Genomic DNA, 14948 nt, shown 5'->3' on the forward strand with positions numbered 1-14948 from the left:
ATGGCTTACTCAACACTGATGATAGAAGAGGGCGTGGCGCGCCTGACCTTAAACCGCCCCGACGTACATAACGCCTTTGACGACAGCCTGATCGCTGAACTGAACGCACACTTAGACCAGCTACACACCCTTGCTGAAGCGGGTGATGTGCGTGTGTTGGTGCTGGGTTCCGAAGGCAAAAGCTTCTCCGCAGGTGCTGATCTAAACTGGATGAAGCGTATGGTCGATTACGACCTGGAGGATAACCTCGCTGACTCTCGCAAGCTCGCCGCACTCATGCACGGCCTAGATACCCTACCCTGTCCCACGGTTTGCCGCGTTCAAGGCGCCGCCTTTGGCGGTGCGGTGGGTCTTGCCGCCTGTTGCGATGTGGTCGTCGCTTCTGAAAAAGCTAAATTCTGCCTATCGGAAGTCAAAATAGGCTTATCGCCCGCGGTCATCAGCCCCTACGTGCAGCGCGCACTGGGCGAGCGTCAGATGCGCCGCTATGCGTTAACAGCCGAAGTGATGGATGCCGAAACAGCACTCAATCTCGGTTTGACCCATCAAGTGGTTGAGCACGAAGCGTTAGACACTGCTGTTGATACCATGCTGACGACGCTGCTCGCAGGCTCACCCCAGGCTCAGCGCGCCACCAAGGCACTGATGGCCACGGTTGCTCAAGTACCTGACAGTGACGACACCCGCGAGCATACCTGCCAGGTGATCGCCAAGCTGCGGGTAAGCCAAGAGGGCCAGGAGGGTTTATCCAGTTTCTTTGAAAAGCGCCGCCCCGTCTGGGCCGATTCTAATAACACCCCCCACGCTTCGGAGCGTCGCTCATGAAAAAACACGAAAAAGCCGCTCGCACGACGCCTTTTGACACGCTTCTGGTCGCCAACCGCGGTGAAATCGCCTGCCGGGTAATGCGCACTGCGCGCCGCATGGGTCTGAAAACTGTCGCAGTTTACTCCGATGCCGATGCCACGGCCCGCCACGTACGTGAAGCCGATGAAGCCGTGCGTTTAGGCCCTGCCGCTGCGCGGGAAAGCTACCTTAATATTGATGCTGTTATCGACGCCGCCAAGCGCACCGGCACCGGTGCAATTCACCCCGGCTACGGCTTTCTCTCCGAAAATGGCAGCTTCGTTAAAGCCCTTGAAGAAGCAGGTATTACCTTTGTCGGCCCGCCAGCCTCGGCGATTGCCGCCATGGGTGATAAATCCGCTGCTAAAGCGCGCATGGCCAATGCCGGCGTGCCGCTGGTGCCAGGCTATCACGACGACGATCAAGACGATGCCCTGCTGCGCAGTGAGGCCGACAAGATCGGCTACCCGGTGATGCTCAAAGCCAGCGCGGGCGGCGGTGGCAAAGGTATGCGGGTTGTCGAATCAGGTGATGGTTTTCAGGCTGCGTTAGATGGCTGCCGCCGTGAATCCAAAGCTGCGTTCGGCGATGACCGCATGCTGATCGAAAAGTACTTGGTACAGCCACGCCATGTGGAAGTGCAGGTGTTCTGCGACCGTCACGGCAACGGCGTTTACCTGTTCGAGCGGGATTGCAGCGTTCAGCGCCGCCATCAAAAAGTCATTGAAGAAGCCCCCGCCCCCGGCATGACGGCGGAACTACGCAGTGCAATGGGCGATGCCGCCGTGCGCGCTGCCCAAGAGATTGGCTATGTAGGCGCGGGTACTGTCGAGTTCCTTTTAGACGGTTCACCAGGGCAGGATGGCTCGTTCTACTTTATGGAGATGAACACCCGTCTTCAGGTCGAGCATCCGGTGACCGAGATGATCACCGGCCAGGACTTGGTCGAGTGGCAGCTACGCGTTGCCATGGGCGAACCACTTCCTTGCAGCCAAGAAGAGCTGACGATTACCGGTCACAGCTTTGAAGCGCGTATTTACGCCGAAGATCCGGATCAGGATTTCCTACCCGCCACCGGCCTGCTCACCCGCTTTGCGCTGGATTTAGAAGGCGCGGGCTTAAGCTCTTTTGAAAATCAGGACCAAGTACGCCTAGACAGTGGCGTAGAGAGTGGCGATGCGGTGTCGATGCACTACGACCCTATGCTCGCCAAGCTGATTGTTCATGGTTCCGACCGTGATGCGGCGCTGGCGACCCTTAACCGTGCCTTGGCGGCCTTGGACGTACAGGGCGTTGTGACCAACCGCGCTTTCTTGATGCGCTTAGCAACGCATCCCGGTTTTAAAAACGTTGAGCTGGATACGCGCTTTATTGAGCGTAATGAAGCCACGCTATTTGCGCCTCGTACCTACAGCATGGAGGCCTACGCCAGTGCTGCGCTAATCGGCCTTCATCAGCTTGCCCAAGAGTGCGAAAGTGATTCACCTTGGGACCGCCACGACGGCTTCCGCCTGAATGCGCCCCACACTATTCGCATTGCGCTCTGCGATCCTGCGAACGTCCAAGCCTCTGATAGCGATGACGCGGTAGTGATCGTTGAAGGTAAACGCAACGCGGGCGAGTCACTGTGGAACCTTACCATTGGCGATGACACCCTCACTGCGAGCCTGCAACCGCTGACCGGTGATGCAGTCGCCGTCACCCTAAACGGCCACCGCCGCCGCCTGCAAGCGCGCCGCGATGGACATGTAGTCGTCATGGCTGACCCAAGCGGTGAAACTCGCCTATTCTGGCGGCGTATCGACGCCATCGACCACGGTCACCACGAGGCGGAATCCACGCTGACCGCACCTATGAACGGCACCATGGTTGCATTGCTAGTCGAGCCCGGCGTGGCGGTTGAGAAAGGCATGCCGCTGATGGTGATGGAAGCAATGAAAATGGAGCACACCATGACCGCCCCTGCAGATGGCAGCGTCGAGACCTTCCACTTCCAGGCAGGTGATACGGTTAGTCAGGGCGCGGTTTTACTCGACTTTGCGGCCAACGAATAGGAGCTAGCTTTTTTATGTCATTGCCTACGTCCGTTAAGCTGTTTGAAATGGCCCCTCGCGATGGCCTGCAAAACGAGCCGGGGGCCATCGTGCCTACCGCGACCAAAATTGCCCTAATTGAGCGGCTTGCCAACGCGGGTATCACCCATATTGAAGCGGCCAGTTTCGTGTCGCCCAAATGGGTGCCGCAAATGGGCGATGCACTTGAGGTCATGGCTGGTATTAAGCGCAGGCCCGGCGTGGTTTATTCCGCGCTGACCCCCAACCTGAAAGGGCTGGAAAATGCCCTTACGGTTGGCGTGGAAGAGGTGGCGGTATTTGGCGCCGCGTCAGAAGCATTCTCGCAGAAGAACATTAACTGCTCGATTGCTGAATCGCTGACCCGCTTTGAGCCAGTGCTTGATCGTGCCCGGGATACTGGCGTGCGGGTACGCGGCTACGTCTCTTGTGTATTGGGTTGCCCCTACGAAGGCGAGATTGCTCCCAGCAAGGTGGCCGAAGTGGCTAAGGCACTTTATGACATGGGCTGCTATGAGGTGTCTCTAGGCGATACCATCGGCGTCGGCACGCCACTGGCCGCTAAGCGTATGATTGAGGCCACTCGCCAACACGTACCGATTGAGCTCTTGGCAGCACACTTCCACGACACCTACGGCATGGCGCTGGCTAACCTGTATGCGGTGATGGAGGAAGGCATCAGTGTGATTGATGCGGCGACAGCAGGCCTGGGCGGCTGCCCCTATGCCAAAGGCGCTTCAGGCAATGTGGCCACCGAAGATGTGCTCTATCTGCTTGAAGGGCTAGGCATTGAAACGGGCATTAATCTGCAAGCCGTGATTGATACCGGCTTCTGGATCACCCATGAACTAGGCCGCAAGCCCAGCTCAAAAGTTGCCCTGGCAAAAGCATCAGCGCTTGAAAATAAAAACTAAAAAAGCAGCTAACTATTCTCTGCCTTCCCGTTCAGATAAGAAAAAATACCGGAGAGTCTCAACATGTCTTCACCAGCACTCACTGCACCTAGTTACTCAAGCAGCATGGCGGACAAGCCGCTGCTGGGTATGACCATTGGCGACAAATTCGACCAAATCGCCACTCAGTATGCCGATAACGATGCGCTCATTGTGCTGCATCAAAATATCCACTGGAGCTATCGCCAGCTTCAGGAAGAGGTTAACCGCTGTGCCCGCGCCCTGCTCTCCATTGGGGTTAACAAGGGCGACCGTGTCGCCATCTGGGCGCCCAACTGCAGCGAATGGACGCTAACCCAGTTTGCCACTGCCAAAATTGGCGCCATCCTGGTCAACATTAACCCTTCTTACCGCACCCACGAATTGGAGTACGCGCTTAATCAATCCGGCGCGCGCTTCTTGGTCACCGCCAACAGCTTCAAAAGCTCCGACTACAGCGCCATGTTGTATGAATTGGCACCAGAACTGAACGCCTGCACCGAAGGCGAGCTAAAATCGCAAAAGCTGCCTGACCTTGAATGCATTATTAATTTAAGCAGCGAAAAGCTCAGCGGCATGTGGCGCTGGTCTGACTTAATGGGCGAGGCTAACAAGGTCAGCCAAACCGATGTTGACGATCTCCAGGCGACGCTGCAGTTTGATGACGCCATTAATATCCAGTACACCTCAGGCACTACAGGCTTTCCCAAAGGCGCAACGCTCTCCCACCACAACATTCTCAATAACGGCTTTTTTGTGGCGGAGAGCATGGGCTTTACCAGCGAAGATCGCTTGGTGATTCCAGTGCCGCTTTACCACTGCTTTGGCATGGTGATGGGTAACCTGGGCTGCATCACCCACGGCGCCACCATGATTTACCCGGATGAAGGCTTTGACCCTGGCAAAGTGCTCAAGGCAGTACACGAACAAAAAGCCACCGCGCTTTACGGCGTACCGACCATGTTTATCGCCGAGTTGGATCACCCTGATTTTCCCAGCACCGACCTCTCTTCTCTGCGCACCGGCATTATGGCGGGTTCCATCTGCCCTGCGGAGATCATGAAGCAAGTCATCAACAAGATGAACATGAAGGGCGTACAGATCGCCTACGGCATGACCGAAACAAGTCCGGTTTCTACCCAAACTGGCGCCAACGACAGCATTGAGAAACGGGTTTCCACCGTGGGCCGCACCCAGCCTCATCTGGAAAATAAAATTGTCGACCCCGGCAACGGCGGCATCCTGCCCCGTGGTGAAATTGGCGAGCTGTGTACTCGCGGCTACAGCGTGATGCTGAAGTACTGGAATAATGACAAAGCCACCGCCGAAGCCATCGACGAATCAGGCTGGATGCATACCGGCGACCTGGCCACCATGGATGAAGAGGGCTATATCCAGATCGTGGGCCGCATCAAAGATATGGTGATTCGCGGCGGCGAGAACGTCTATCCCAAGGAGATTGAGGAGTTTCTTTACGCTCACCCTGCGATTTCTGAGGTACAGGTCACTGGCGTGCCGGATAAGAAGTACGGCGAAGAGCTGATCGCCTGGGTAAAACTCAACAGCACCGCGGGCGAAGTGACGGGCGAAGAGCTGCGCGAGTACTGCAAAGGCAAGATCACCCACTTCAAAATTCCACGCTATTTCAAGTTCGTTGACGAATTCCCGATGACCGTTACCGGCAAGATTCAGAAATTCAAGATGCGCGAAATTTCGATTCAAGAGCTGGGTTTGGATCAAGAATCGTAAGCGATGATCCCCTCCAACCCTTTAGCAGATCACTATCAGCGCGCCCTGCGCGCTGATGAGGTGCTGGCGCAAATTGATGCCCACTACCCCGCTGGCCCCACGCTGCATCAACTGGCTCCCTTAGATCAGTTGCATATTGGTGGCGTGGCGGCATCGGCGCGTTTGCTTGAACGCCTAGACCCTACAACGCATTTGAAGGTACTGGATATTGGCGCTGGGCTGGGTGGGTTGATGCGCCAGGGCGCTGCGCTTGGTTTTCAGATGACCGGGCTGGATATTACCCCTGGATTCAGCGCGTTAAACAGAGCGCTTAGCTCGCGAGTTGACCAGCCTAATGCGCCACCGCTTGCCTGGGTAACGGGTGACGCGTGCGCCCTGCCATTTGCCAATAACAGCTTTGATGCCGTGCTGTTTCAACATAGCCTGTTAAATATGCCCGATGCCAGCAAGGTGCTCGCTGAAAGTCGCCGAGTGCTCCGCGCCGGTGGCCAAATCGTCATGCACGAAGTGGTGAGTGGACCCAATGTGGCACAGCTTCGCTATCCGGTGCCATGGGCAGCCTCCGCTGAGCATTCCCACTTACTTACCCTAATGGGATTAAAACAGTTGCTTGAGGTAAATGGTTTTACCCTTGAGCACGTCGAAGATTGGACTCATACCGCCCTTGAATGGCGCCAGCGCCAGCGCCAAAAAGAGCAGACACCACGTCAAGCGGTGCTATCTCCGCAGTGGGTCTTTGGCGAACGTTTCCTAACGATGGGAAAAAACTTGGTGGATAATCTGGCCCAGGGCGCAATTAAAGTGGTGGAAATCCAAGTCAGTTGCTAGTCTGAATAGACATGCATTTTTACCCTACTGATAGGTGTACGAGGAATGCCAATAAAACGTTTGGCAGGTACCCTGCTCTGCTGTTCAGCGCCATTGTTTAGCAGTTATGCTAACGCTAGCTATGCCAATGATAACCCGCCGGTGATGGCTTACACCTCCCCCGACAGTGAACTCATGCAGCTTGATAATGGCGTTATTTTAGAAGGCAGCGATCTCAGTAGTATCGATACTTACACCAGTGGTTTCAGACTAACGGCAGGCTTTAGTCCTTGGCGGCTACCTCAAGTCGATATCGGCGCTGAAATTGCTTATCGCGAAAGCGAAGAAGTCCCCCTCTCTTACACTATTAATCCGCTGGTAATGGATACGCTGAGTTTGGGCGGTGCCATTGTTGCCGGTGTTCGCATGGGTGCTTTCAGCGTCTATGCGAAATCCGGCATCACCGAATGGCGCGGCGAAAGCTATGCAGACAATGCAGACGAAAGCGGAACCGCACTGCTACAAGGTTTTGGAGCAACCATGACCATCAACCGCTTGGTTAGCCGCTTTGAGTATGAACGTATCGATGCTCCCACTCTCAGCCACCTCAATATGTTAAGCGCTTCACTGCATATGCCGTTTTAATAGCTAACCTTTTTCAAAGCTCTAGCAAATAGGCCACTCCACCCCATAGACCGGCTAAATTAAGCGCCACCGTGATCCAAAAAATCAACTGAAAAGATGTTTTGCGGGTTTTATGCCGCAGCCGCTGCTGGGCCAGTAGCGCGCCCGGCCAGCCACCCAACACCCCAAGCAGATGTAACGACTTCTCGCTTACCCGGCGGCGGTTTTTAATCGCCGCTTTTTTTGTCGATGGCATAAGTAATGTAAGCGATAACGCTAACCACAACGTAAAAAGCGACGATTGGAATCACAGTGGAAACTCTTGAAGGATAAGGTGCTGAATGCTATTTGCGCCGCTGGGAAGGCTTGCCGCCCGCCGCTGGCTTACCACGGTCTTTACCCACTGGATTACCTCTAGCGCCGGACTTGCCGGGGGCTTTGCCCTTGGGATGCGGTTTACCGGCACTGGCTTTCGGGCCGGTGCTGACTTTTCCACTGGCGGCTTTTTTACCCTTCGGAAGAGCTTTAGCACCCGCGGCTTTGGCGCCCGCTTTTGCTGGTTTTGAGCGCCCATTGGCGGCTGGCTGGTTACCCTTTCCCGTGCCAGCCCCACCGCTATAGTTAGGCCTTTCGAGTTTGCTTCTCTTCTTCTCTGGCGCAACCTGTGAGCTTTCGGTAAGTGAGATGATGGTATCGATCTCTTTAGGCGTCAGATCGCGCCAATCACCTAGCGCCAGGCCTTTGAGCGACACATTCATAATCCGCGTGCGAATCAGTTGAGTCACTTCATAGTCAAAATATTCGCACATACGCCGAATCTGGCGATTTAACCCCTGTACCAAGGTAATAGTGAAGACAAAGGTGGACTCTTTCTGCACCTTACAGCGCTTGGTTATCTTGCCGAGAATCGGCACGCCGCTCTGCATACCATCAATAAATTCGTCAGTGATCGGCTTGTTCACCGTCACCTGGTACTCTTTTTCATGATTGTTATTGGCGCGCAGAATCTTATTAACCAAATCGCCATTATTGGTTAAAAAAATCAGCCCTTGGGAGTCTTTATCAAGCCGGCCGATGGGGAAAATACGTGCCCCATGTTTTACAAACTCTACAATGTTGTCTTTCTCGCTGGACTCGGTGGTGCTCACAATCCCCACCGGTTTATTCAGCGCAATCAGAATCAGATCCTCCTCTTCCTGAGGCTCAATCTCCTGACCGTTAACTTTAACCAAGTCCCCTGCCACCACCTGGTCGCCTGTGGTAGCACGGCGTCCATTAATCCACACGTTGCCCTGCTCTACAAAGCGGTCTGCTTCACGGCGAGAGCACATCCCACTTTCGCTGATGTACTTATTAATACGGGTAGATTTTCGTAACGACATAACACGCCATGTAGCTAAAGGAAGAAATAAACAAACCGTTAAAAGGGTTTAAAACGACGAGCCGGGCTGCTGTAGAAACGTTTTTTCTTCTTCGCTGGAAGCTCGCCCCAGCACTGCATTACGATGCGGGTATCGCCCAAAACGATCAATAATCGCTTTATGGCGCACTTCAAAGTCGAGGTTATTCTCTAACCCTGGCTGGTCAAATAGCTGCATCGCTACATCATGAATCATCGCAGATTCACTGTGCATATAGGGCATATACAGAAACACCCGTTGTTCGCTGCTCAGCTCTGCATCAGCACCGCTGGCAACCGCCTCTTGCGCCAGTGCCAAGGCTAAGGGATCGGTCGCAAATGCACGGGCATCATCACGGTAGATATTGCGCGAGAACTGATCCAGCACAATGATTTCCGCAAGCCGCCCTTTCGCTGTTAGCCGCCAAGCGTAACACTCACACTGAGCAGCCCTGGTATGAAGGGTGCCAAACTGCTCTAAAATTGAGCGATCCATCTCAAGGTCTTTTTTAAACCACTGAGCAGGCGTCAACTCCTCAAACCAAAAATCGAGTACTGCTTGAGCATCTGAGTTCATTGACGCCTCCTTATAGTGGGTTAATAGCCCTAGCCTTTGATGCCTAGCCCGCGTTGCTTAGCCCGTATTACGTAGCCCAGCGGCGATGCCCGCCATGGTCACCATCAGTGCACGGGAAAGATCGGCGCTAATCGCGCCATCAGCATCGCGGTTACGCTGCAGTAGTTCCGCTTGAAGGCCGTGAAGCGGGTCGATATAAGGATTGCGCACATCGATTGCTTGACGAATCAACGGTGTATTCTCCAACAATTTTTCCTGTTGCAGTATATCCAGCACCGCATCTTCAAGCCGTGCAAAGCGCTCACGGAGCTGTTTACCCAATGCTTTGAGCGATGGTTCATCCACTAAACGGTGCTCATAGTAGGCGGCAATGGCCACATCGGCCTTGGCCAGCAACATCTCCAGCATGTCCAGATAGGTGCCAAAAAACGGCCACTCATTGCGCATCTCTTGCAGTACTTCTCGGCCACCGGGCTCTTCAATACGTTTTGAGAAGGCTTCTCCGCTGCCCAGCCACGCTGGCAGCATTAAACGGATCTGTGTCCAGGCAAAAATCCACGGAATAGCCCGCAAGGTTTCGACGCCACCGTCTTGGCGGCGCTTGGTGGGACGCGAACCTAATGGCAGCCTGCCCAGCGCACCTTCCGGCGTTACTGCTCGGAAGTAAGGGACAAAATCAGGATCTTCACGCACGACGCCCACGTATGCGGCATGCGCTACCTTGGCGAGCTGATCCATCTCCTCGCGCCAGTGCGGCTCAGGGACACGTGGTGGCAATAAGGTGGCTTCCAATACCGCGCAGGCATAAATCTCCATGGAGCGCAGGGCGATATCCGGCTGGCCAAATTTAAAGCGAATCATCTCACCCTGCTCAGTTACCCGCAGGCTGCCGTTCACTGAACCAGGTGGCTGGGAAAGAATCGCTGCATGGGCCGGGCCGCCGCCACGGCCAACGGTGCCACCCCGGCCATGGAACAGCGTTAAATCAACCCCATGGCGGTCACATACATTGACCAACGACTCTTGAGCCCGGTACTGGGCCCAGGCGGCAGCTAATTGCCCGGCATCTTTGGCTGAGTCGGAGTAGCCAATCATAACTTCCTGGCGGTCATCGATCAGCGCACGATAGCCCGGTATCGCAAGCAGTTGGTCAACAACCTCCCCTGCGTGATTCAAATCATTAAGGGTCTCGAACAGCGGCGCGATAGGCAGCGTGACCTGACCACCCACTTCTTTCATCAGCAGTGCAACGGTGAGCACATCAGAAGGCTCAGCGGCCATAGAGATAATGTATGTACCCAGCGCTTCAGAGTGCTCCTGGGCGATTACTTTGAAGGTTTCCAGCACTTCACGGGACTCGGCAGAGCACTCCCAGCGGCGCGGAATGAGCGGGCGGCGGGAGACTAACTCGGCGAGCAGAAATTCCTGGCGTTGGGGTTCATCCCATTCGCGGTAGTGACCAAGACCCAGCGCACTGGTTAGCTCTTCGATGACCTGCGCATGGCGGCTGGCCTCTTGACGCAGATCGAGCTTGGTTAGCGTGACGCCAAATACCGCCACTCGGCGCAGGGTATCCAGCAGCGCGCCATTAGCGATGGTATCGAGGCCAACATCGCATAGCGAGCGGTAGCAGGCGAGTAGCGGTGAATAGAGCTGGTCTCGGGTTTCAATAATCGGCCCGCCATCATAATTTCGCCCCTCAAGCTCCGCTTTGGCCCAATCGCGGGTCGACTCCATTTTTGCCAGCAGGCGTTTGAGCACTTCACGATAAGGCTCAGCGACATCGCCCGCCTCGGCTTTTAATGCGCTATTGGCCTTCCACATGGAGAGCTCGGTTTTGAGCTGCTCAAGATCGCGTAGGTAGAGATCAGCGGCCATCCAGCGACCAAGCAGCAACACTTCACGGGTCACCCGAGCGGTCACATTGGGGTTGCCGTCCCGGTCGCCGCCCATCCACGAGGCGTAACGAATCGGCGCAGCGTCCAGCGGCAGTCGCTCACCGGCGGTATCCAGCAGCAGGTTATCCAAGTCCCGGTGAAAATCAGGCACCGCCTGCCACAAGGAGTTTTCAATGACGGCAAAGCCCCACTTAGCCTCATCCACCGGCGTTGGCCGCTCATGACGAATCTCATCGGTATGCCAGGCTTGACTAATCAGTTCTTCCAAACGCCCCTGAGCACGGGTGCCGCGCTCAGGATAATCCTCTGAGCCTTCGATGGCGGTTAGGCATTCATCAATGGCGTCATATTTTTGAATCAGCGTGCGGCGAATAACTTCGGTCGGGTGCGCGGTTAGCACCAGCTCAACGCGCATATTGGCAAGGGTTTCAACTAACTTACGCGGCGAATTACCTGCTTGTTGAGCGCGCGCCAACAGTTCCCCCAGCACGGGTTGGGTACCCGGCTTATAATCCTCGACACGGCGGAAACGCGCCCGATAGTGCTGCTCGGCAATGTTAGCCAGGTTCAGAAACTGGTTGAACGCACGCGTGACCGGCAATAAATCACGCTCGGGGAGTTGGCGCAGGTATTCAATCAGTTCGCGCTGCTGCAGCGAATCCCCCTGCCGCCCGCGCTTGGCATGGGCACGGATGGTTTCAATTTTATCGACAAATGCTTGGCCCAAATCGTCTGCAATGGTTCGCCCCAGGCTATCGCCCAGAATACGCACGTTATCACGCAGAGATTCGTGTAGGTCGTGACTCATTGGCATGGCCTCCTTGCAGGGGTCGCATCATTATTAAATCAGAAATGGGAAGGTTGTTTTTCTTGTGACTGTTTTTCTTGTGACTGGGCTTCTTGTGCCTTGGCCGCCTGCCAATGGGTTTCCATCTCGTCTAACGATGCATCCGATAATGGCCGCTGGGCAGCGCTTAGTTCCCGCTCTACATAGCGAAAGCGGCGCTCAAATTTGGTATTGGTGGCGCGCAGGCACTGTTCTGGGTCGGCTTTTAGCGAGCGCGCTAAGTTAGTCACTGCAAACAGCAGGTCGCCGACTTCTTCTTGAGCATGCGATTGATCACCGGCGGCGAGTGCTTCTTCCACTTCGGCGAGTTCTTCGCGAATTTTCGCTATCACTCCCTTGGCATCGGGCCAGTCAAAGCCTACCCGTGCGGCGCGCTTTGAGAGCTTGGCTGCTCGGCTGAGTGCGGGCAGGGTGCGCGGGACATCGTCTAGTACAGAAGGGATATCGTTTGTCCGCTCAGCTTGGGCCCTCTCTTCACGTTCTGCGGCTTTGAGTGACTCCCATCGGCTGTTGACCTGCTGGGTTTGTACGTCATCCGCACTCACCCCCGACGGGCGGCGAGAGGCCAGGGTGCCATCCGGAAATACATGGGGATGGCGGCGCAGCATTTTGGCGGTCAGAGTATCGACAATATCGGCAAAGTCGAAGCGCCGCTCTTCCGCGCCAAACTGAGCGTAATACACCACTTGAAAAAGTAGATCGCCTAGCTCACCGGGTAGTTCATCAAACGAGCGTCGCTCAATGGCATCAGCGACTTCATAGGCCTCTTCCAGGGTGTGCGGCACAATACTGTCCCAGTCTTGCTGCAGATCCCATGGGCAGCCCTGTTCAGCATCGCGCAGTACCTGCATCAATGTCAGCAGGTCATCCATACCATGTCGCATTAATCCCCTCCTTTGCGAACTTGGTGCTCTGGGTCGGCGTTGCGCAGGCGGCGCACTTCGGTAACGTTAGGCAACTGCTGAATGCGCGAGAACAAGCGCCCCAGTGATTCAAGGCCGTCGACTTCCAGGGTGATACGCAGCCGGGCGATGCCTTCGTCGGTATCGGTTAATGTATTCACCGCAAGCACATTGACTTTTTCATTGCCCAGCAAGCCCGTGACATCACGCAGCAGACCGGAGCGGTCCCAGGCTTGAATCTCAATGGTCACCGGGTAGCGGGTTTGAGCGCGCTCACCCCACTCCACTTCGATAATGCGCTGGGGCTCGTCCAGGCGTAATTGGAGGATATTGCTGCAGTCCTGACGATGCACGGTCACACCACGCCCCTGGGTAATAAAGCCGATGATCGGCTCGCCAGGTACCGGGCGGCAGCAGTTCGCCATGCTGGTTTTAAGATTGCCGACACCGAGCACCGTAATGTCACTTTTGGTGGCTTTACTGGATTGGCGCTTCGGCTTGGCAAGTAGGCGATCCAGGCGCTCTTGGTCATCGTTTTCACCGAATAGCTGCTGCGCTTGGTGAAGCACTTGACCAATACGCAGGTCACCGGCGCCTAACGCGGCATACATATCCTCAGCGTTGAGATAATTGACTGCCTTGGCCAGCCGGGGCAGATCAAGATCTTCCACATCTAAACGGCGCATCTCACGCTCAAATAGGGCGCGCCCTTCGTCCAGGTTTTGATCCCGCGCCTGATGCTTAAACCATGCCTGGATTTTGGCCCGCGCCCGTGAAGTGCGCACGTAGCCCAAACTGGGATTGAGCCAGTCGCGACTTGGCCCGCCTTTCGTGGCGGTCAGAATTTCGATTTGCTGGCCGGTTTTTAACTTGTAGGTGAGCGGCACAATGCGCCCGTTGATTTTGGCACCTCGGCAGCGGTGGCCTATTTCAGTATGCACCCGGTAAGCAAAATCGATAGGTGTCGCGATACGCGGCAAGTCAATAACGTGCCCATCGGGGGTAAATACGTAGATGCGATCAGGCGCTACATCGCTGGAAAGGCCTTCGCGCAGGTCGCCAAAACCGCCCACTTCGTCCTGCCACTCCAGCACTTGCCGCAACCAGGCAATTTTCTCTTCGTAGCTACGGCTTTTAGCGTTGGTATCGTGCCCTTTATAGCGCCAGTGCGCACAAACCCCTAACTCTGCCTCATCGTGCATGGCAAAGGTACGAATTTGGATTTCAAGCACCTTGTTCTCAGGCCCCATGACGGCGGTATGCAGGGACTGATAGCCGTTCTTTTTAGGGTTGGCGATGTAGTCGTCAAATTCATTCGGCACATGGTGCCAGCGCGAGTGAATAATACCCAACACGGTATAGCAGTCGGTCACTTCGGGAACCAGAATACGCACCGCGCGCACATCGTGAACCTGAGAAAAGTCGATCCGCTTACGCTTCATTTTGCGCCAGATCGAATAGATGTGTTTCGCCCGACCATCGACGTCGTAGCGGTGAATGTGCTGCGCTTCCATCAAGCTTTTAATAGTTTCCACTACGTCGTGGATGTAGCGGTCGCGGTCAAGGCGCTTTTCCGCCAGTAGCTTGGCAATGGCTTTATATTCATCTTCATGCAGGTAACGAAAAGAGAGGTCTTCAAGTTCCCACTTGAGCTGCCCCACCCCCAGACGATGGGCTAACGGCGCATAAATATCGGCGACTTCACGAGCAACCTGTAAGCACTTTTCCAGAGGAGCATCTTTAACTTGGCGTAGCGCACAGGTGCGTTCAGCAATTTTAATCAATGCGACACGTACATCACTGACCATATTAACCAGCATCTTGCGCAGGTTTTCCTGCTGGTTGTGTTGGCCCATGCCATGATCAGGCGCCAGCGGGTAGCTGATAGCAGCCATTTGCAATACGCCATCAATCAGGCTGGCGACTTCATCGCCAAAGCGTTTTGATACCGCCTCAAGGCTTAACAACCCCTCACGCACCGCACGGTATAAAACGGCAGCTTCCAACGTGGCTTGATCGAGTTTTAGCTCACCAAGAATATCCGCCATCTCTAGACCCATACGGAAGCTAGAGCCAGGCGAAAGCCAGACACGGTGAGTTCGCGGAGCTTCAAGCTCCAGCGTTTCAGCAAGCTCGCAGGCTTGTACTAAACGATCAGGATCCCGTAAGCGCACATCTTCTTGCAGGCGCGTTAACCATTGTTGTATGTTCACCTTTCCACTAGCGGTTAGCGGCTGGTCTTCACGCACTTTCACCATGACTATTACTCATCCATTCTGGGAGACGGTCTCCACA

General features: G+C 55.1%; 12 protein-coding genes. 6 read left to right on the forward strand and 6 right to left on the reverse strand.

What is annotated here, in order from left to right; genetic code table 11:
* The 6 genes from ACQKE4_RS13985 (at nt 1) to ACQKE4_RS14010 (ending at nt 7051) form a co-directional block, all read left to right on the forward strand.
* Nucleotides 1–825, forward strand: a complete 825-nt coding sequence (locus ACQKE4_RS13985) for an enoyl-CoA hydratase/isomerase family protein (RefSeq protein ID WP_427389023.1) — start codon at nt 1–3, stop codon at nt 823–825.
* The gene (locus ACQKE4_RS13990; protein WP_427389024.1) at nt 822–2900 is read left to right on the forward strand and encodes an acetyl/propionyl/methylcrotonyl-CoA carboxylase subunit alpha; all 2079 of its coding nucleotides are present in this window, start codon (nt 822–824) and stop codon (nt 2898–2900) included. The genes ACQKE4_RS13985 and ACQKE4_RS13990 overlap by 4 nt, the downstream gene beginning before the upstream one ends.
* Before the next feature lie 14 nt (nt 2901–2914).
* The gene (locus tag ACQKE4_RS13995; RefSeq protein WP_427389025.1) at nt 2915–3832 is read left to right on the forward strand and encodes a hydroxymethylglutaryl-CoA lyase; all 918 of its coding nucleotides are present in this window, start codon (nt 2915–2917) and stop codon (nt 3830–3832) included.
* Between the two features lie 63 nt (nt 3833–3895).
* On the forward strand, nt 3896–5599 hold the full coding sequence (locus ACQKE4_RS14000) for an AMP-binding protein (RefSeq protein WP_427389026.1): 1704 nt from the start codon (nt 3896–3898) through the stop codon (nt 5597–5599).
* Between the two features lie 3 nt (nt 5600–5602).
* Entirely contained in the window at nt 5603–6427 is an 825-nt protein-coding gene (locus ACQKE4_RS14005; RefSeq protein ID WP_427389027.1) for a class I SAM-dependent methyltransferase, read from the forward strand.
* A gap of 45 nt (nt 6428–6472) precedes the next feature.
* Entirely contained in the window at nt 6473–7051 is a 579-nt protein-coding gene (locus tag ACQKE4_RS14010; RefSeq protein WP_427389028.1) for a hypothetical protein, read from the forward strand.
* Nucleotides 7052–7064: 13 nt separating this feature from the next.
* Here ACQKE4_RS14010 and ACQKE4_RS14015 read toward each other — a convergent pair whose 3' ends face one another.
* From ACQKE4_RS14015 to relA, 6 genes are all read right to left on the reverse strand, one after another.
* Entirely contained in the window at nt 7065–7286 is a 222-nt protein-coding gene (locus ACQKE4_RS14015; protein ID WP_427389029.1) for a DUF1294 domain-containing protein, read from the reverse strand.
* Between the two features lie 88 nt (nt 7287–7374).
* Nucleotides 7375–8412 (reverse strand): 23S rRNA pseudouridine(2604) synthase RluF, encoded by a 1038-nt coding sequence (gene rluF / locus ACQKE4_RS14020; protein ID WP_427389030.1) that lies wholly within the window; start codon nt 8410–8412, stop codon nt 7375–7377.
* A gap of 48 nt (nt 8413–8460) precedes the next feature.
* Nucleotides 8461–9006: a DUF924 family protein gene (locus tag ACQKE4_RS14025; RefSeq protein ID WP_427389031.1), complete on the reverse strand. Its 546-nt coding sequence runs from the start codon at nt 9004–9006 to the stop codon at nt 8461–8463.
* A gap of 57 nt (nt 9007–9063) precedes the next feature.
* On the reverse strand, nt 9064–11712 hold the full coding sequence (ppc, locus tag ACQKE4_RS14030) for a phosphoenolpyruvate carboxylase (RefSeq protein ID WP_427389032.1): 2649 nt from the start codon (nt 11710–11712) through the stop codon (nt 9064–9066).
* A gap of 38 nt (nt 11713–11750) precedes the next feature.
* A complete protein-coding gene (gene mazG / locus ACQKE4_RS14035) occupies nt 11751–12635 on the reverse strand; it encodes a nucleoside triphosphate pyrophosphohydrolase (protein WP_427389033.1) in 885 nt (294 codons plus the stop codon).
* Nucleotides 12635–14911 carry a GTP diphosphokinase gene (gene relA / locus ACQKE4_RS14040; RefSeq protein WP_427389034.1) on the reverse strand — a complete coding sequence of 759 codons (2277 nt, stop codon included), beginning with the start codon at nt 14909–14911 and terminating at the stop codon, nt 12635–12637. Before relA ends, mazG begins: the two co-directional genes overlap by 1 nt.
* Nucleotides 14912–14948: the final 37 nt, after the last annotated feature.

The organism is Halomonas sp. NPDC076908, assembly GCF_050269715.1.
GTDB lineage: Bacteria > Pseudomonadota > Gammaproteobacteria > Pseudomonadales > Halomonadaceae > Vreelandella.

Bases quoted from the DNA above. Each gene is read 5' to 3' on its own strand.
- ACQKE4_RS13985 (WP_427389023.1), top strand. From the start codon at position 1: ATGGCTTACTCAACACTGATGATAGAAGAGGGCGTGGCGCGCCTGACC.
- ACQKE4_RS13990 (WP_427389024.1), top strand. From the start codon at position 822: ATGAAAAAACACGAAAAAGCCGCTCGCACGACGCCTTTTGACACGCTT.
- ACQKE4_RS13995 (WP_427389025.1), top strand. From the start codon at position 2,915: ATGTCATTGCCTACGTCCGTTAAGCTGTTTGAAATGGCCCCTCGCGAT.
- ACQKE4_RS14000 (WP_427389026.1), top strand. From the start codon at position 3,896: ATGTCTTCACCAGCACTCACTGCACCTAGTTACTCAAGCAGCATGGCG.
- ACQKE4_RS14005 (WP_427389027.1), top strand. From the start codon at position 5,603: ATGATCCCCTCCAACCCTTTAGCAGATCACTATCAGCGCGCCCTGCGC.
- ACQKE4_RS14010 (WP_427389028.1), top strand. From the start codon at position 6,473: ATGCCAATAAAACGTTTGGCAGGTACCCTGCTCTGCTGTTCAGCGCCA.
- ACQKE4_RS14015 (WP_427389029.1), bottom strand. From the start codon at position 7,286: ATGCCATCGACAAAAAAAGCGGCGATTAAAAACCGCCGCCGGGTAAGC.
- rluF (WP_427389030.1), bottom strand. From the start codon at position 8,412: ATGTCGTTACGAAAATCTACCCGTATTAATAAGTACATCAGCGAAAGT.
- ACQKE4_RS14025 (WP_427389031.1), bottom strand. From the start codon at position 9,006: ATGAACTCAGATGCTCAAGCAGTACTCGATTTTTGGTTTGAGGAGTTG.
- ppc (WP_427389032.1), bottom strand. From the start codon at position 11,712: ATGAGTCACGACCTACACGAATCTCTGCGTGATAACGTGCGTATTCTG.
- mazG (WP_427389033.1), bottom strand. From the start codon at position 12,635: ATGCGACATGGTATGGATGACCTGCTGACATTGATGCAGGTACTGCGC.
- relA (WP_427389034.1), bottom strand. From the start codon at position 14,911: ATGGTGAAAGTGCGTGAAGACCAGCCGCTAACCGCTAGTGGAAAGGTG.